14 protein-coding genes are annotated in these 17,061 nt (G+C 65.1%); 6 read left to right on the top strand and 8 right to left on the bottom strand.

The window, feature by feature from the left end; translation table 11 throughout:
* Positions 1-387: a S4 domain-containing protein gene (locus P7A97_RS01615; protein WP_277688174.1), complete on the bottom strand. Its 387-nt coding sequence runs from the start codon at positions 385-387 to the stop codon at positions 1-3.
* 122 nt (positions 388-509) lie between these two features.
* Between P7A97_RS01615 and P7A97_RS01610 the strand changes: the two genes are divergently transcribed.
* Entirely contained in the window at positions 510-944 is a 435-nt protein-coding gene (locus tag P7A97_RS01610; protein WP_277688372.1) for an ATP-dependent zinc protease, read from the top strand.
* A complete protein-coding gene (gene rimK, locus P7A97_RS01605) occupies positions 941-1,846 on the top strand; it encodes a 30S ribosomal protein S6--L-glutamate ligase (RefSeq protein WP_277688173.1) in 906 nt (301 codons plus the stop codon). Before P7A97_RS01610 ends, rimK begins: the two co-directional genes overlap by 4 nt.
* A gap of 14 nt (positions 1,847-1,860) precedes the next feature.
* Here the strand turns inward: rimK and P7A97_RS01600 are convergent, their stop codons facing one another.
* The 4 genes from P7A97_RS01600 to ompR form a co-directional block, all read right to left on the bottom strand.
* Positions 1,861-5,607: an EAL domain-containing protein gene (locus tag P7A97_RS01600; RefSeq protein WP_277688172.1), complete on the bottom strand. Its 3,747-nt coding sequence runs from the start codon at positions 5,605-5,607 to the stop codon at positions 1,861-1,863.
* Positions 5,608-5,673: 66 nt separating this feature from the next.
* A complete protein-coding gene (locus tag P7A97_RS01595; RefSeq protein WP_277688171.1) occupies positions 5,674-6,987 on the bottom strand; it encodes an ATP-binding protein in 1,314 nt (437 codons plus the stop codon).
* Positions 6,988-6,990: 3 nt separating this feature from the next.
* Positions 6,991-7,353, bottom strand: a complete 363-nt coding sequence (locus tag P7A97_RS01590; protein WP_277688170.1) for a hypothetical protein — start codon at positions 7,351-7,353, stop codon at positions 6,991-6,993.
* Positions 7,354-7,411: 58 nt separating this feature from the next.
* Positions 7,412-8,143, bottom strand: coding sequence for a two-component system response regulator OmpR (gene ompR, locus P7A97_RS01585; RefSeq protein ID WP_277688169.1), 732 nt, complete (start codon positions 8,141-8,143; stop codon positions 7,412-7,414).
* Positions 8,144-8,318: 175 nt separating this feature from the next.
* On the opposite strand from ompR, the gene P7A97_RS01580 reads away from it, so the two are divergent.
* From P7A97_RS01580 to P7A97_RS01565, 4 genes are all read left to right on the top strand, one after another.
* The gene (locus P7A97_RS01580; protein WP_277688168.1) at positions 8,319-10,637 is read left to right on the top strand and encodes a Tex family protein; all 2,319 of its coding nucleotides are present in this window, start codon (positions 8,319-8,321) and stop codon (positions 10,635-10,637) included.
* Positions 10,638-10,640: 3 nt separating this feature from the next.
* Positions 10,641-11,027 carry a PaaI family thioesterase gene (locus tag P7A97_RS01575; RefSeq protein WP_277688167.1) on the top strand — a complete coding sequence of 129 codons (387 nt, stop codon included), beginning with the start codon at positions 10,641-10,643 and terminating at the stop codon, positions 11,025-11,027.
* A 125-nt stretch (positions 11,028-11,152) separates the two neighbouring features.
* The gene (gene gshA / locus P7A97_RS01570; protein ID WP_277688166.1) at positions 11,153-12,739 is read left to right on the top strand and encodes a glutamate--cysteine ligase; all 1,587 of its coding nucleotides are present in this window, start codon (positions 11,153-11,155) and stop codon (positions 12,737-12,739) included.
* A 145-nt stretch (positions 12,740-12,884) separates the two neighbouring features.
* Positions 12,885-13,082, top strand: coding sequence for a ribosome modulation factor (locus P7A97_RS01565; RefSeq protein WP_277688165.1), 198 nt, complete (start codon positions 12,885-12,887; stop codon positions 13,080-13,082).
* Positions 13,083-13,152: 70 nt separating this feature from the next.
* On the opposite strand, the gene argA is transcribed toward P7A97_RS01565, so the two are convergent.
* The 3 genes from argA to P7A97_RS01550 all read right to left on the bottom strand — a co-directional run bounded on the left by argA (position 13,153) and on the right by P7A97_RS01550 (position 17,028).
* On the bottom strand, positions 13,153-14,451 hold the full coding sequence (gene argA / locus P7A97_RS01560) for an amino-acid N-acetyltransferase (RefSeq protein WP_277688164.1): 1,299 nt from the start codon (positions 14,449-14,451) through the stop codon (positions 13,153-13,155).
* 108 nt (positions 14,452-14,559) lie between these two features.
* Positions 14,560-15,699, bottom strand: a complete 1,140-nt coding sequence (gene argE, locus P7A97_RS01555; RefSeq protein WP_277688163.1) for an acetylornithine deacetylase — start codon at positions 15,697-15,699, stop codon at positions 14,560-14,562.
* A 63-nt stretch (positions 15,700-15,762) separates the two neighbouring features.
* A complete protein-coding gene (locus tag P7A97_RS01550) occupies positions 15,763-17,028 on the bottom strand; it encodes an inorganic phosphate transporter (protein WP_277688162.1) in 1,266 nt (421 codons plus the stop codon).
* Between the last annotated feature and the right edge of the window lie 33 nt (positions 17,029-17,061).

Here is a 17,061-nt window from a genome sequence, read left to right as displayed (position 1 = left end):
TCAATCGCGCAGGCCGAGCAACTGCCGACGCTGCTTCTTGTTCGGCTTCCCGTCGGTCTGCACGCCCAGGGCGCCGGCCTTGCGCAGCGCCGCCGCTTCTTCCCGGCGAGCGAGGCTGTCCGCCGTTTCCTCATAAAGCAGCTGCGCCTCGGGCGCACCACGGCGCACCACGGATAACGCCCGTACAACGATGGTTCGTTCGTCGAAACCGGTACGCAGCACATACTCGTCGCCGATCTTCGGCTCCTTGCCCGGCTTGCAGCGCTCGCCCCGGCAATGCACCTTGCCGCCCTCAATGGCCTCTTTGGCCAGGCTGCGGGTCTTGTAGAAGCGCGCGGCCCAGAGCCATTTGTCCAGGCGCACCTTGTCGTCGTCTTTGTCGCTCATGCTCATCTCCTTCACAGGACTGAATCTTGCCTGATGCCGTTGTCACATGGCACAGCTAGAATCCTTCCAATTTTCCGGGAAAGTCTGATTTGAAGACGTTCGACCAGCTGTCAGTAATCGGCCTGCGTGAGTGGATCAACCTGCCCGAACTGGGCATGGTCGGCCTGCGGGCGAAGATCGACACCGGTGCCAGCACCTCGGCCCTGCACGCCAGCGACATCAGCCTGATCGAGCGCGATGGCGAACGCTGGGTGCGTTTCACCGCCCACTTCGGCACCCTGGTGCAGCGTCGCCATGTCTGCGAAGCGCCGCTGGTGACGATGAAGACCATCAAGAGCTCCAACGGCCAGGCGCAGACCCGCTACGTGATCCGCACCCAACTGGCCCTCGGCGACCGCCTGTGGCCGGTGGATTTCACCCTGGCCTGCCGCAAGACCATGCGCTACCGCGTGCTGCTCGGCGCCAAGGCGCTGATCGAAGGACAGCTGGTGGTCAACCCGGCGCTCACCTACGTACAAGACAAACCCCAGCTCACCTCGCCCTCCGGTGCCCAATGAAGATCGCCATCCTGTCGCGCAATCCGCGTCTCTATTCGACCCGCCGCCTGCTGGAGGCCGGCCAACAGCGCGGGCACGAGATGGTGGTGATCGACACCCTGCGCGCCTACATGAACATCGCCAGCCACAAACCGCAGATCCACTACCGCGGCCAGGCACTGGAGGGTTTCGACGCGGTCATCCCGCGTATCGGTGCCTCGGTCACCTTCTACGGCTGCGCGGTGCTGCGCCAGTTCGAGATGCAGGGCGTATTCCCGCTGAATGAGTCGGTGGCCATCAGCCGCTCGCGCGACAAGTTGCGCTCACTGCAACTGTTGTCGCGCAAGGGCATCGGCCTGCCGGTGACCGGTTTTGCCCACTCGCCGGACGACATTCCCGACCTGATCCACATGGTCGGCGGCGCTCCGCTGGTGATCAAGGTGCTGGAAGGCACCCAGGGTATCGGCGTGGTGCTCTGTGAAACCGAGAAGGCCGCCGAATCGGTGATCGAAGCCTTCATGGGCCTGAAGCAGAACATCATGGTGCAGGAATACATCAAGGAAGCCGGCGGCGCTGACATCCGCTGCTTCGTGGTCGGTGACAAGGTCATCGCGGCGATGAAGCGCCAGGCCAAGCCCGGCGAATTCCGCTCCAACCTGCACCGTGGCGGCCAGGCCAGTCTGATCAAGATCACCCCGGAAGAACGCATGACCGCCATCCGCGCGGCCAAGGTCATGGGCCTGTCGGTGGCCGGCGTGGACATCCTGCGCTCCAATCACGGCCCGCTGGTGATGGAGGTGAACTCCTCGCCAGGCCTGGAAGGCATCGAAACCACCACCAGCAAGGACGTAGCCAGCATCATCATCCAGTACCTGGAGAAGAACGCCATGCCGGGGCAGACGCGGACCCGCGGCCGCGGTTGAGCCGAGCACGCGGCTCAGCCGCCGCGAGCCGCCATCCACTGCAGGAACGCCCGCTCGCTCAGCGGCCGGCCGAAGTAGAAGCCCTGGCCCAGCAGGCAGTCATGCTGGCGCAACCAGGCCAGCTGAGCCTCGTTCTCGATGCCTTCGGCCACGCACTCCAGCCCCAGGTTACGGGCGATGAGCAGGATGGTTTCCACCAGCATGCGCCCGCTGGCCTCGCCTTCCAGGTCGCTGATGAAGCTGCGGTCGATCTTCAACCGATCCAGCGGCAGGCGCTTCAGGTAGGTCAGCGAGGAATAGCCCGTACCGAAGTCATCGATGGCGAAGCGCACGCCCAACGCCTTGAGCTGATGCATGGTGGCAATGCAGTGCTCGACGTCCTCCAGCAGCACGCCCTCGGTGATTTCCAGCTCCAGCCCACGGGCCGGCAGTTTGTGGCGTTCCAGACAGCTGCGGATGCGCTCGGCGCAGTCGCCACGGCGTAGCTCGCGCGGGCTGAGGTTGACCGCCAGCACCAGCTGCGGCCACTGTTGCTGCCAGTCGGCCAGACAGGCGCACGCACGCTGCAGCACCCAGTCGCCGATTTCCTGGATCAGCCCGGTTTCCTCGGCCAGGGGAATGAACTGCGCCGGTGGAATTTCGCCACGCTCGGGATGCGTCCAGCGCAGCAGCACCTCGGCTCCCGCTACCTGGCCACTGCCCAGCACCAGCTGCGGCTGGAACATCAGTGACAGCTGATCACGGGCGATCGCCTGGCGCAGCTCACTCTGCAACTGCAGGCGCTGGTCGATCACCGCCTGCATCTCGGCGGCGAAGAAATGCAGGGCATTGCGCCCGGCATGCTTGGCCCGGTACATGGCGGTATCCGACTGCTTGAGGGCATCGGCCGCATCCTGCCCCGCCAGCGGGTGCAGGGTAATGCCGATGCTCGCCGTTACCGCCAGCTCGTGGTCGCCAATGCGGAAGCAGCCCTGCAGGCCTTCGAGCAGTTTCTCGCCCACTTCAGCGGCCAGTTCGGCCGCCAGGGCCTGGTTGTCCGCCAGCGTTTCCAGCAGCACGACGAACTCGTCGCCGCCGAGCCTGGCCAAGGTGTCTTCGGCCCGCAGACAGCTACCCAGACGAGCCGTGACCTCGCGCAGCAAGGCATCGCCAACGGGATGACCGAGGCTGTCGTTGACCGTTTTGAAATGGTCGAGATCGATGAACAGCAACGCCCCGAACAGCCCTTCGCGGCGTTCTCGGGCCATGGCCTGCTGCAGGCGATCCTGCAGCAAACGGCGGTTGGGCAGGCCGGTCAGCTCGTCGCTGAAGGCCAGGCGTTCGATCTCGCGCTGGTAGCGCTGACGCTCGGAGATGTCGATGATGCTGGCGCGCAGCAGCAGCGGCTCACCCGGCATGCGCACCAAACGAATTTCGCAGGGCAGCTGGCGACCGACGCTGTCACGGTGCAGCCATTCGAACACCGGCATTTCGCCGGCAATCGCCTGTGCGACATAAGCCCGGCCGGCCGCTTCGGACGCGCGGCCATCGAGCTGAGACGGCGGGCTCAGCTCACTTGGCTTGCGCCCGAGCAGGTCATGACGACTGCAGCGGAACAGGCGCAGCGCGTTGGCATTGGCCTCGATGATGCCACCTTGCGGGCTGAACAGCAGGATGGCCTCAGGCGCATGCTCAACCAGGGTGTGGTAACGCGCCTCGGCCTCGCGGCGGGCGGTGATGTCCTCGATCAGACCCAGGCAGGCCTCCAGCTGCCCGCTGGCACTGCGCACCGCACGCAGGCTGACGCGGGTGTAGACGGCGCTGCCATCCTTGCGCAGGAAGCGCTTCTCCATTTCGTAGTCATCCCGCTCGCCCGAATGCATGGCGGCAAACAGCGGCTCCTCATGCGGCAGGTCATCGCCATGGCTGATGTCCGACCAGCGGCAGGCGAGCAACTCCTCACGATTGCGCCCGAGGATCTGGCACAACTTGAAATTGACCTCCAGCCACTGCCGCTGCGGGCCAATCATGGCCATGCCGATCAGGGGCGCCTCGAAGAACAGCCGCAGCCACTCATCCCGCTCACGCAACTGCTGCTCGGCACGCTTGCGGGCGCTGACATCCTGAAGTGTCCCGTACAGGCGCACCGGCCGTTCGCCGTCGAACTCAGGAAAGCCCTTCACCCGTACCCAGCGCTGGGTGCCCCTGGCGCCAGTCAGACGCGCTTCCAGATCAAAGGCCTGGCCGGTACGCAGTACCTCGGTCAGGGTGGCCTCGATCAACTGACGACTGTCTTCGTCATAACGGGCCAGGGAGGCCTGCAGGTTGGGCGCACCATCCTTCGGGTCCAGTTCATTGAGGCGAAAGCAGCCATCGGTCCAGTGCATGCGCTGGTCAGCCACCTCCAGCACCCAGCCACCGATATCAGCCACCGCCTCGGTCTGGCTCAGCAGATGGGCCTGACGCAGCAACTCCTCACGGCTGCGCGCCAGCTCTGTGGCGATCCGTTCGCGCTCGCTGACATCATGGTTAAGCGTCACCACATGACTGACCTGACCGTAGTCGTCCAGCAACGGCGCGACCGTCACCTCGTTCCAGAAAAACTGGCCATTCTTGCGGTAATTGCGTAGCACCTCCTGATGCACCACCCCGCTACGGATAGCCTGACGCACACGCAACTGGCCGCTCTGCGACTCATCCTGATCGACCAGCAGTCGGCTGGAGGCGCCAATAATTTCCTCGCGACTGTAGCCGCTGATGCGCTCCAGCGCCGGGTTGCAATAAATGAAGGGCACGCCGGGCTGGCGCACATCGGAAATCGACACCCCGAGCGGGCAGGCCTGCAGCGCCAGGTTGGCCAGGGTCAGATCCGTTTGCAGCGCCGCGCCCTGACGGCGCGTCTCATGCAGATCACTGCGCGCCCTGCCCACCAGCAGGCTGCTGACAGCCAGCAACAGGAGGAACAGGTAGACCTCCCAGCCATGCTCGGTCTGCCAGGTCATGGGCTGCAGCAAGGGCAACAGCAGCGCCGCCAGCAGCGTTGGCACAACCCCCTGTACGGCGCCGGCAAAACCACGGAGCACTGCCAGAGACAGCAGTACACAGCCCAGCAGCGGTAGCAGCACCAACATCGGCAGCCCCCACAACGCCAGAGACGCCGCCAGCCCGACCGGCACCAGCAACCACCACTGTTCGGCAACGCCCTCGGACGATCTGCGGCAAAGGCGACTCGCCGGCAATGCCCAGCGCCGGAGGCGTAGCCAGGGCGTGAGGTAAACCAGTAACGGCACCCCCAGAGCGATGGCACATAGGCTGTCGAGCAGCCAGACATGGAACACTGCCGCCGGCAACGCCTCAACCTGCAGCTGCCCTGCCAGCAATAGGCCGGCTTGCATGCCCAGGGCCAATACCAGGGCGGGACCGAGTACGCCAAGGACCAGCAGGCGCCAGAGATTGCCCAGATTCGGCAGGGCCACGTCGCCACGGCTGCCCAGGGCCAACCAGGCCAGGCCCAGCGCCAACACCTCGGGCAGTGCATGCAGCGGCGCCAGACGCCAGTCGAGCCCCCACAAAGGAGCACTCAGCAACGCGTTGAGATAGACCGCCGGCAACACCCGCACGCCCCACCAGAGCACACCGCACAGGCCCAGAACAAACGGCAGGTAACAGAGCGCAATGCCGCTGGCGAACTGAGTCGACAGGGATATCCAGGTTGCCAGATGCAGCAAGGGCAGCGGCAGCCACCAGCTCCACCTCGGCAGTCGGTCGGTCGCTGCAGCCATGCGGACCTCATGCTGATCACCAGTGCAGCATAGATCAGCCCAGTCACCCAGGGCTGGTCGCAGGAATCAGCTGGCGTGGCGCGGCAGCAACAACCCCAGCGGCAGACAGATGCGTGCTTCGAGGCCGCCACCGGAGCGGTTACGCAGCTCCACACTGCCGCCGTGCAGGGCCGCGATGCGCTTGACGATGGCCAAGCCCAGCCCCGTGCCCTTGCCGCCACGTGCACGATCGCCACGGATGAAGGGGTTGAAGATCTCGTCCATCTCCGCCGCCGCAATACCCGGACCGCGGTCCAGCACACTGAGCACCACATAGGGCGCGCTCTCGTCACCGGCCAGGCTGGTCACCACCTCGACGCTCTGTCCGCCATAGCGCAGGGCGTTATCCAGCAGGTTGGCCAGCAGGCGCTTGACCGACACGCGCCGCAGCGGAAACTGTGGCAGGGGCTCCAGGTACAGGTGTACCTGCTCGGCGTGCTGGTTATAAGGCGCCACCACCTCGCGTACCAGGGCCGCCAGATCACACGGCTCGGGCTTCTCGTCACGGCCGTCGCGGATGAAGGCGAGGAACTGGTCGAGGATGGCGTTCATGTCCTCGACATCGCGGATCATGTCTTCGGTCAGCTCGGCGTCACTGCTCATCAGCTCCAGCGACAGGCGCAGGCGGGTCAACGGTGTACGCAGATCATGCGACACGCCCGCCAGCATCAGTTCACGCTCGCGGGCGCCTAGCTCGATGTCGTCGGCCATCTGGTTGAACGCTCGGTACACCTCCGTCATCTCGCTTGGCGTGTCGCCAACCGGCAGACGTACGCTGCGCCCCTGGCCGAACTGGCGGGCGGCGAACACCAGGCGCTTGAGCGGCGCATTGAGCTGCATGACGAAAATCCACGCGGCCGCGGTGGACAACAGACCAATACCGAGGAACCAGCCGAGCACGCTCCAGATGCGCTGGCCACGCAGCGGATAGGGATACAACGGCACCTTGAGCCAGTCCTCACCCAGACTCGGCGCCCGCACCCACAGCGCCGGCGGGCTCTGCACCCGCACTCGCACCTCGGTGTCCGGGCCCAGTTCAGACTGCATCTGGCGCAGGAATATTTCCGAATAGGGCCAGTGCTGCTCGGTGGCCGGCACCTGTTCACCGGGCACGCGGGTCAGCGTTGCCGCCTCTGCAATGTGCGGGCGGTCTTCGGGGTCGGCTGCCCAGTAGGCGCGCAGGGTCAGCGCCGCACCGTGGCTGTACTGGCGATCGACCAGCACATCCTCGTTCATCATCAGGTACACCAGGGTCAGCGCCTTGGAGAACAGCACGACGATGAGCACCAGCCACAGGGTGCGGGCGAAGAAGCTTTGCGGGAACCAGAGCGGGGTTTTCATCAATCAAACTCTTGGTGATACAAGGCGGTTCTGCCACAGGACTTGCCCCGCCAGCACTGTGGCAAACCCCAGCGCAGCGCAGACCAGTAGCAAGATAAAGCGATAGGGGTGAGACCAGGCAGCAAACGGATTGGCCATCAGCACCATCAGAACCATGAAGACCAACCAGGCGCTGGCTGCTACCCAAATACGCCTGGCAGGCCAGCGCAAAGCTGCAACGGCCTGCGCCATCAGCAGCAAAACGAAGGAGTAGAAAGCAAGCTCTACCGTGATCCCCCAGCCAACACCTCCGCGCAGGCTGCGGCCATGATCTGCGGCAATAGCTACAGCCCAGTCATGAATCCCTACGAACAGCAGGGCAGCCAATACGCAAGGGAGCGCAACCCGCCCACAAGCCAGCAGTTGCCCCCTCACCCCCGCCCCATCACTTATTGCCATCCGGCACGAAGACGTAGCCCACGCCCCAGACGGTCTGGATATATCGGGGCTTGGACGGGTCAGGCTCGATCAGCCGGCGCAAGCGACTGATCTGCACGTCGATGGAGCGCTCCAGGGCATCCCATTCGCGGCCGCGGGCCAGGTTCATCAGCTTGTCGCGGGTCAAAGGCTCGCGGGCATGCTGGACCAGCGCCTTGAGCACGGCGAACTCGCCGGTGGTCAGCATGTGCAGCTCGTCGCCCTTCTTCAGCTCGCGAGTGGCCAGGGACAGCTCGTAGTCACCGAAACTGACGGTGGCGTCCTCGCTGCCCGGCGCGCCTGGCACGACCGGCGCCTGCCGACGCAGCACGGCCTTGATCCGCGCCAGCAGCTCGCGGGGGTTGAACGGCTTGGCCAGGTAATCATCGGCGCCGCCTTCCAGGCCCTGGATACGGCTGGCCTCGTCGCCCTTGGCGGTGAGCATGATGATCGGCATCTGGTTGTTCGCTTCGCGCAGGCGGCGGCAGGCGGACAGGCCGTCCTCGCCCGGCAGCATCAGATCCAGCACGAGCAACTGGAACAGCTCACGGGACAACAGGCGATCCATCTGCTCGACGTTTTCCACCGCACGCACGCGGTAGCCCTGCTCGCTGAGGAAGCGCTCCAGCAGACGGCGCAGACCAGGGTCATCGTCGACGATCAGGATTTTTTCGCCTTCCGGCGCAGCTGCAGTGCTCATGCATCTTCCCCTTAGTTGAGTGGCGGCATTATGGCCGAAGGCCGCGTACTGCCGTGCCAGCCATTGTTAGCAGATTTTTCCCGATGGAGTTCCCGCCCGCCAGGAAAAGCGCTGTTTATAATGCGGCGCTTTCGCGTCGGCCCTGCCGACTCCCGTTCCGCTGCAGGTAGTTTTCATGGATAGCATCAACAAGCGTATCGCCGCCGAACTCGGTGTCCTCCCGCAACAGGTCGCCGCCGCCGTGGCTCTACTCGACGAAGGCTCTACCGTGCCCTTCATCGCCCGCTACCGCAAGGAAGTGACCGGCAGCCTGGACGACACCCAGCTGCGCCACCTGGAAGAGCGCCTGCGCTACCTGCGCGAGCTGGACGAGCGCCGCGCCGCCATCCTCGCCAGCATCGAGGAACAGGGCAAGCTGACCCCCGAACTCACCCGCGAGATCAACCTGGCCGATACCAAGACTCGCCTGGAAGACCTCTACCTGCCGTACAAGCAGAAGCGCCGCACCAAGGGTCAGATTGCCCTGGAAGCAGGCCTTGGCGAGCTGGCCGACGCGCTGTTCGGCAACCCCGAGCTGAACCCCGAAGCCGAAGCAGAACGCTTCATCGACGCCGAAAAAGGCTTCGCCGACATCAAGGCCGTACTCGAGGGTGCCAAGTACATCCTCATGGAACGCTTCGCCGAAGATGCCAGCCTGCTCGACAAGCTGCGCTCCTTCCTGAAGCACGAAGCCACCCTCAGCGCCCGCGTGGTCGCTGGCAAGGAGGCCGAAGGCGCCAAGTTCAGTGATTACTTCGAGCACGACGAACCCTTGAAGAACACCCCGTCGCACCGCGCCCTGGCGATCTTCCGCGGACGCAACGAGGGCATCCTAGGTGCCAGTCTGAAAGTCGGCGACGAAGCGCCGGGCACTATGCACCCCTGCGAGCTGATGATCGCCGAACGTTTCGGCATCGAGCAGCGCGGCCGCGCCGCCGACAAGTGGCTGGGCGAAGTGGTGCGCTGGACCTGGAAGGTCAAGCTCTATACCCACCTGGAAACCGACCTGCTCGGCGAGCTGCGCGAGAAGGCCGAGGACGAGGCGATCACCGTGTTCGCCCGCAACCTGCACGACCTGCTGCTGGCTGCCCCGGCCGGCCCGCGTGCCACCCTGGCGCTGGACCCGGGCCTGCGCACCGGCTGCAAGGTGGCCGTGGTCGACGCCACCGGCAAGGTGCTAGAAACCACCACCGTCTACCCGCACGCGCCGCGCAACGACTGGGATGGCACCCTGGCCATCCTCGCCAAGCTGTGCGCCAAGCACGCGGTAGACCTGATCTCGATCGGCAACGGCACCGCCAGCCGCGAGACCGACAAGCTGGCCGCCGACCTGATCAAGGCCGTGCCTGGCCTGAAATTGACCAAGGTCATGGTCAGCGAGGCCGGCGCCTCGGTGTACTCGGCGTCCGAGCTGGCCGCCCGCGAATTCCCGGACATGGACGTATCGCTGCGCGGCGCAGTAAGCATCGCCCGCCGCCTGCAGGACCCACTGGCCGAACTGGTGAAGATCGACCCGAAATCCATCGGCGTCGGCCAGTACCAGCACGACGTGTCGCAGCTCAAGCTGGCCCGCTCGCTGGACGCGGTAGTCGAGGACTGCGTGAACGCCGTCGGCGTGGATGTGAACACCGCCTCCGCCGCCCTGCTGGCGCGCATCTCCGGCCTCAACAGCACCCTGGCCAACAACATCGTGCAGTTCCGTGACGCCAATGGCGCGTTCAAGAGCCGCGCCGAGCTGAAGAAGGTGCCGCGCCTGGGCGACAAGACCTTCGAGCAGGCCGCCGGCTTCTTGCGCGTGATGAACGGCGACAACCCGCTGGACGCCTCCGCCGTGCACCCGGAAACCTACCCGCTGGTGCAGCGCATCGCCCAGGACACCGGCCGCGATATCCGCTCGCTGATCGGCGACTCCAGCTTCCTGCGCAGCCTCGATCCCAAGCGTTTCACCGACGAGAGCTTCGGCCTGCCGACCGTCACCGACATCCTCAAGGAACTGGACAAGCCGGGCCGCGACCCGCGTCCGGAGTTCAAGACCGCCGAGTTCCAGGACGGCGTCGAGAGCCTCAAGGACCTGCAGCCGGGCATGGTGCTGGAAGGCGTGGTGACCAACGTCACCAACTTCGGCGCCTTCGTCGACATCGGCGTGCACCAGGACGGTCTGGTACACATCTCGGCGCTGTCGGAGAAGTTCGTCAAGGACCCGTATGAGGTCGTGAAGGCCGGCGATATCGTCAAGGTCAAGGTCATGGAAGTGGACATCCCGCGCAACCGCGTCGGCCTGTCCATGCGCATGAGCGATACCCCCGGGCAGAAGACCGAGGGGCCGCGTGGTGGCGGTCAGAACCGCGGCGGCAACCCGCCGCGCAGCGAGCGCCACTCCAGCCAGGACAAGCCCGCGCCGACCAACGCGGCCATGGCCTCGCTGTTCGCCAACGCCAAGCAACTGAGGAAGTAACCCATGAGCGACCAATCCCCGGTGGGCAAGGACAGCAATTTCAGCCGCCTGCTCGGCATCCGCATCATCCGCGCCGAAAATGGCGAGGCCGAGCTGCGCATGAGCATGCAGGAGCAGATGCTCAACCTGCACGGACGCATGCACGGCGGCGCGCTGTTTTCGCTGCTCGACACGGCCCTCGGCCAGGCCAGCCACAGCCTGTTCGGCGGCGAGGCCGGCAGCATGACCCTGGAATGCAAGATCAACTACATCCGCGCCGTCGAGGAGGGTGAGGTGGTGTGCCTTGCCAAGGTCATCAACGCCGGGCGCAAGGTGCATGTGATCGAAGCGCGCGCCAGCCAGGGCGACAAGCTGGTCGCCAGCGCCCAGGCCACCTTTATCTGCAAATAAGCGTCGCGCCCCGGCATTGCGCCGAGCGCCCTGCTCGGCGCATGCTCGCCTTCCTGCGGAGCGACTTGCAGAGTCGAGTCAACGTCCCCATATAGGGGCGACCGTCGAGTGAAGGAACCAGAATTTTGAGCGATCTTCTTTCCCGCCGCCTGGCCTTGCTCGGCGACACTGCCCACCTGCCCCTGCTGACCCAGTGCCTGCACGGTATCGAGCGCGAGACCCTGCGCGTGACCGAGCAGGGCGAGCTGGCGCAGAGCGAACACCCGCGCGCACTGGGCTCGGCCCTGACCCACGGGCAAATCACCACCGATTATTCCGAGGCCCTGCTGGAGTTCATCACCCCGGCCGAAGCCGATCCGGCTGCTACCCTGGCCGACCTGGAACGCATCCACCGTTTCGCCGCCAGCCAGCTGCACGGCGAATACCTGTGGAGCCCGTCGATGCCCGGCCTGCTGCCGGACGAAGCGAATATCCCCATCGCCCGCTACGGCAGCTCCAATATCGGCCGCCTGAAGTACGTGTACCGCCAGGGCCTGGCCCTGCGTTACGGCAAGACCATGCAGTGCATCGCCGGCATCCACTACAACTTCAGCCTGCCCGAGGCACTCTGGCCGCTGTTGCAGCAGCTCGACGGTGAAGCCGGCAGCCTCCAGGATTACCAGTCGGCCGCCTATATCTCGCTGATCCGCAACTTCCGCCGCTACAGCTGGCTGCTGATGTACCTGTTCGGCGCCTCGCCGGCGCTGGACGCCAGCTTCCTGCGCGGTCGCCCGCACCACTTGCAGCCGCTCGACGCCGATACCCTCTACCTGCCATACGCCACCAGCCTGCGCATGAGCGACCTCGGCTACCAGAGCAGCGCCCAGTCCGGGCTGACGCCCTGCTACAACGACCTGGCCAGCTACATCGACAGCCTGCGTTCCGCCGTCGCCACGCCCTATGCGCCCTATGCCGAGATCGGCACCAAGGACGCCGACGGCCAGTGGCTGCAACTCAATACCAACATCATCCAGATCGAGAACGAGTACTACTCGAGCATCCGCCCGAAACGCGTCACCCGTTCCGGTGAGCGCCCCATCCAGGCCCTGAGCAGCCGTGGCGTGCAATACGTGGAAGTGCGCTGCCTGGACATCAACCCCTACCTGCCACTGGGTCTTGATCTCGATCAGGCGCGCTTCCTCGACGCCTTCATCCTGTTCTGCGCCCTGCAGGCCAGCCCGCTGCTGGCCAGTGACGAGTGCCACGCCTGCACCGACAACTTCCTCAAGACGGTCAAGGAAGGCCGCCGTCCCGGCCTGCACCTGCAACGTGACGGCCAATCGGTGGAGCTGCGCACCTGGGCCGGCGAGTTGCTGGACGCCTTCGCGCCTATCGCCGCCCTACTCGACCGGGCACATGGCGGCGACGTCTACCAGACGGCTCTGCACCTGCAGCGACGCAAGGTCGAGGACGTCAGCCTGACCCCTTCGGCGCGCGTGCTGGCCGAGCTGAAAACTACCGGGGAAAGCTTCCGTGACTTTGCCCTGCGCCAAAGCAAGGCCCATGCTGCCACTTTCCGCGCCCAGCCACTGAGCGCAGCAGAGCAGGCGCACTTCGAAGCCATGGCCCGCACCTCGCTGAACGATCAAACCGAACTGGAGCAGGCGGAAAGCGGTGACTTCGATGCCTTTGTCGCCGCCTACCAGGCCAGCATCCTCAATATTGACGTTTGAAATCAGGCACCTGGGTGACGGGCCCGACGTAACAGCGGCAGTCCGTCACAATTCCGCCACTTCGACCGTTCGGCCCTGACCAGCGGTCAGCCAGATCCGCCGACAGCGGCTAGCCTGTGGAGGAAATCCGCACCGACCCGCCGCCATGACGCCTGACACCGACAACCACGACTGGAGCCTGGACAGCCTGGCCAAGGCCTACCAGCAGGGCTACATGGCCGGCCTCACCGGCCAGCCACTGCACCAGCAGCCGCACTCTGCGGAGGTGCTGGCCGCCGCCTGGGAAGCGGGCTGGGACGATGGCAACGAGCAGTTCAAACTGCACCAGCGGCGCAGCGCCTGAGCAGCGCCACATACAAAGGGCCGCAGATGCGGCCCTTTTCATTACTCACTGTCCAGAAGGTCGCCCACGCCTACAGCGTTTTCTCGAAGATCTTCGAATTACGCTGGTAGTTGTACAGCGACGCGCGCGAAGCCGGCAGACGCTCCACCGCACTGGGTTCAAAGCCACGCTCCTGGAACCAGTGGGCAGTACGGGTGGTGAGTACATACAGGGTCTTCAGCCCCTGTTCACGGGCGCGCTCCTCGATGCGCTCCAGCAGTTCATCACCACGGCCGCCATGGCGGTATTCCGGGTTCACCGCCAGGCAGGCCAGCTCGCCGGCATCGGAATCGGCCAGGCGATACAGTGCAGCGCAGGCGATGATCAGACCGTCGCGCTCGACGATGCTGAACTGCTCGATCTCGCGCTCCAGCACCTCACGCGAGCGACGCACCAGGATGCCCTGGTCCTCCAGCGGGGTGATCAGCTCGATCAGCCCCCCGACATCCTCGATGGTCGCCTCGCGCAGCGACTCGAACTGCTCCTGGTCGACCAGGGTGCCGCCGCCGTCACGGGTGAACAGCTCGGTCAGCAGCGCGCCGTTGTCCATGTAGCTGACGATATGGCTGCGCTTGACCCCGGCCCGGCAGGCCTGGGCCGCAGCGTCGAGCAACTCGGCCTGGTAGCAACTGCCGAGGCGGGCCAGGTGCGCCGGCACCTGCTGCGGGCGTAGCTCACGCACCAGCTTGCCCTGCTCGTCGAGCAGCCCGCGCTCGGGGCTGAACAGCAGCAGCTTGTCGGCCTGCAGGTCGATGGCCGCGCGGGTAGCGACATCTTCGCAGGCCAGGTTGAAGATCTCGCCGGTGGGCGAGTAACCCAGCGCCGAAAGCAGCACGATGCTGCGCTCGTCGAGCAGGCGGCCGATGCCCTTGCGGTCGACCCGGCGCACCTCGCCGGTGTGGTGGTAGTCGATGCCGTCGACCACGCCGATCGGCCGCGCGGTGACGAAGTTGCCGCCGGACACGCGCAGGCGCGAGCCCTGCATCGGCGAGGCGGCCATGTCCATCGACAGGCGCGCCTCGATCGCGATACGCAGGCTGCCCACGGCATCGATCACGCAGTCCAGGGTCGGGCCATCGGTGATGCGCAAGTCCTTGTGATAGCGCGGGGTAAGGCCTCGCTCGGCCAGACGCGCCTCGATCTGCGGGCGCGAACCATGCACCAGCACCAGACGCACACCGAGGCTGTGCAGCAGCACCAGGTCGTGAACGATATTGCCGAAGTTCGGATGTTCCACGCCCTCGCCGGGCAGCATCACCACGAAGGTGCAGTCCCGGTGGGCGTTGATATAGGGGGAAGCGTGGCGCAGCCAGTTGACGTAGTCGTGCATGTACAAGCCTGTCGAGCAAAAGACGAAGGGGGATTGGCTTCCGGCAAAGGGAAGAGGGTCGGCCTAGCTTCGTCGCAACATCAGATGCTCCTTCATGACAGGACGGGGTTACAGGCAGTAGTGCTGGATCAGCTGGCGCAGCAGCTGCACAGTCGGTTCGATACGCGCCAGCTCGAGAAATTCATTCGGCTGATGGGCACACGCGATGTCGCCGGGACCGAGGACGATGGTTTCGCAGCCGAGCTGCTGAAGATAAGGCGCTTCGGTGGCAAATGCCACCGACTGCGCCGCATGCCCGGTGAGCTTTTCGGCCACCCGCACCAGCTCGCTGCCGGCGCGTTGCTCGAAAGGTGGCACGCTGGCGAACAGCGGCGCGTAATCGATACGTACCTGATGGCGCTCGGCCACCGGCCGCAGCTTGGCGTTGATCGCCGCGCGCAGCTGTTGCGGGTCCATGCCCGGCAGCGGGCGCAAATCGAACTCCAGGGCACACTGGCCGCAGATACGGTTGGGGTTGTCGCCGCCGTGAATGCAACCGAGGTTCAGCGTCGGCGTCGGCACCGTGAACTGCGGATTGTTGAACTCGCGCTGCCACTGGCTGCGCAGCACGCGCAGCTCGCCGATGACGTCCTGCATGGCCTCCAGGGCGCTGTGCCCCAGGCTGGGATCGGAGCTGTGCCCGCTCTGCCCGAGAATGTCGATGCGCTCCATCATGATGCCCTTGTGCAGGCGAATCGGCTTCAGGCCCGTCGGCTCACCGATCACCGCCGCGCGCGCCAGCGGCCTGCCGGCCTCGGCCAGGGCGCGGGCGCCGGACATCGAGCTTTCCTCGTCGCATGTCGCCAACACCAGCAGCGGCTGCTTGAACGGCTGATCGAGCAGCTCACGCACGGCTTCGATGATGAGCGGAAAGAAGCCTTTCATGTCGCACACGCCCAGCCCCACCCAACGATCGCCCTGCTCGTTCAGCTTGAGCGGGTCGCTCTGCCACAGCTCGGCATCGAAAGGTACGGTATCGCTATGGCCAGCCAGTACCAGGCCGCCGGGACCACTGCCATAGGTGGCCAGCAGATTGGCCTTGCCTGGCGCCACGTCCTGAATTTCGCAGGCAAAGCCCAGCTCGGCCAGCCAGCTGGCCAGCAGGTCGATGACGGCGCGATTGGATTGGTCCCAGTGCGGCTGGGTGCAGCTCACCGAGGGCGCGGCAATCAGCGCGGTGAGTTGATCCTTGAGCGAGGGAAGCGGCATCGGCGGTCTCCACGGACGATGCCCCATCATAGGGGCATCGTTGCCGCGGAATAAACCCGCCGCTTACAGGAAGATGCCGCGCAGGATGAAGAAGAACAGGATCGACAGGCCTGCGCCGATCGGCAGAGTGATCAGCCAGGACATGAAGATGGAGCCGATCACGCCCAGGTTCAGCGCGCCAATACCGCGCGCGATACCGATACCCAACACGGCACCCACCAGGGTGTGAGTGGTGGAGACCGGCAGGCCGATGGCCGAGGCGCCAACCACGGTGGAGGCGGTCGCCAGCTCGGCAGCGAAACCACGGCTGGGGGTCAGCTCGGTGATTTCCTTGCCGATGGTGGCGATCACCTTGTAGCCGTAGGTGGCCAGACCGATGACGATACCGACGGCACCGAGTAGCAGCACCCAGCCCGGCACGGCGGACTTGGCGGCGACCTCGGCGGCACCACCGGACTCGATCACGCCGACGATACCGGCCAGCGGGCCAACGGCATTGGCCACATCGTTGGCACCGTGGGCAAAGGCCATGGAGCAGGCGGTGAAGATCATCAGCACGGCGAACACGCGTTCGACACTGGCGAAGTGGAAGGCTTTGTCGGCCTCTTCATCGACCTTGATGCGGCTGAGGATGGCGATACCTAGCAGCATCACTAGGCCACCGATGCCAATCGACAGCAGGATGCTTTCCTGACCGGAGAGGTTCAGGCCGATGTGCTTGAGGCCCTTGGACAGGGTCATGATCGACACCATGAAACCGGTGAGGAACATGTACATCGGCACGAAGCGCTTGGCGTTCTTGAACGGGCTGTCGGTGTTGATGATCAGTGCCTGCACGCTCATGAACAGGCCGAAAGCCACCAGACCGGAGAGCACGGGAGAGACCACCCAGCTGGCGACGATGGGGCCGACCGACTCCCAGTGCACGGCATCGGGGGACACGCCGACGGCGGCAAAACCGATCACCGCGCCGACGATGGAGTGAGTGGTGGACACCGGCCAGCCTTTCGTCGAGGCGATCAGCAGCCAGGAGCCGGCAGCCAGGAGTGCCGACATCATACCCAGCACCATCAGGTCGGGCGTAATGACGCTGGCATCGACAATGCCGTTCTTGATGGTCTCGGTAACTTCACCGCCGGCCAAGTAAGCGCCACAGAACTCGAAGACCATGGCGATGAGAATCGCCTGCTTGATGGTCAGCGCTCGGGAACCGACCGAGGTGCCCATGGCATTGGCCACATCGTTGGCGCCAACCCCCCAGGCCATGAAGAAACCGAACAGGCAGGCGAGTACCAGGAGTACGAAGCCGTAATCCGCAATAAGAGACATAAATAGTTTTACCTGTTATCCCAGAAGGACACT

It is taken from the genome of Pseudomonas sp. GOM6, assembly GCF_029537485.1.
Classification (GTDB): Bacteria; Pseudomonadota; Gammaproteobacteria; order Pseudomonadales; family Pseudomonadaceae; genus Aquipseudomonas.
Note: the sequence above shows the minus strand (reverse complement) of the source record. Positions and strands in the feature narration are given on the sequence as shown.

What these genes read in the sequence shown, in the direction of transcription:
- P7A97_RS01600 (WP_277688172.1), bottom strand. Translation starts at nt 5,607, where the DNA reads ATGGCTGCAGCGACCGACCGACTGCCGAGGTGGAGCTGGTGGCTGCCG.
- P7A97_RS01575 (WP_277688167.1), top strand. Translation starts at nt 10,641, where the DNA reads ATGAGCGACCAATCCCCGGTGGGCAAGGACAGCAATTTCAGCCGCCTG.
- P7A97_RS01580 (WP_277688168.1), top strand. Translation starts at nt 8,319, where the DNA reads ATGGATAGCATCAACAAGCGTATCGCCGCCGAACTCGGTGTCCTCCCG.
- argA (WP_277688164.1), bottom strand. Translation starts at nt 14,451, where the DNA reads ATGCACGACTACGTCAACTGGCTGCGCCACGCTTCCCCCTATATCAAC.
- ompR (WP_277688169.1), bottom strand. Translation starts at nt 8,143, where the DNA reads ATGAGCACTGCAGCTGCGCCGGAAGGCGAAAAAATCCTGATCGTCGAC.
- P7A97_RS01550 (WP_277688162.1), bottom strand. Translation starts at nt 17,028, where the DNA reads ATGTCTCTTATTGCGGATTACGGCTTCGTACTCCTGGTACTCGCCTGC.
- P7A97_RS01615 (WP_277688174.1), bottom strand. Translation starts at nt 387, where the DNA reads ATGAGCGACAAAGACGACGACAAGGTGCGCCTGGACAAATGGCTCTGG.
- P7A97_RS01565 (WP_277688165.1), top strand. Translation starts at nt 12,885, where the DNA reads ATGACGCCTGACACCGACAACCACGACTGGAGCCTGGACAGCCTGGCC.
- P7A97_RS01595 (WP_277688171.1), bottom strand. Translation starts at nt 6,987, where the DNA reads ATGAAAACCCCGCTCTGGTTCCCGCAAAGCTTCTTCGCCCGCACCCTG.
- rimK (WP_277688173.1), top strand. Translation starts at nt 941, where the DNA reads ATGAAGATCGCCATCCTGTCGCGCAATCCGCGTCTCTATTCGACCCGC.
- argE (WP_277688163.1), bottom strand. Translation starts at nt 15,699, where the DNA reads ATGCCGCTTCCCTCGCTCAAGGATCAACTCACCGCGCTGATTGCCGCG.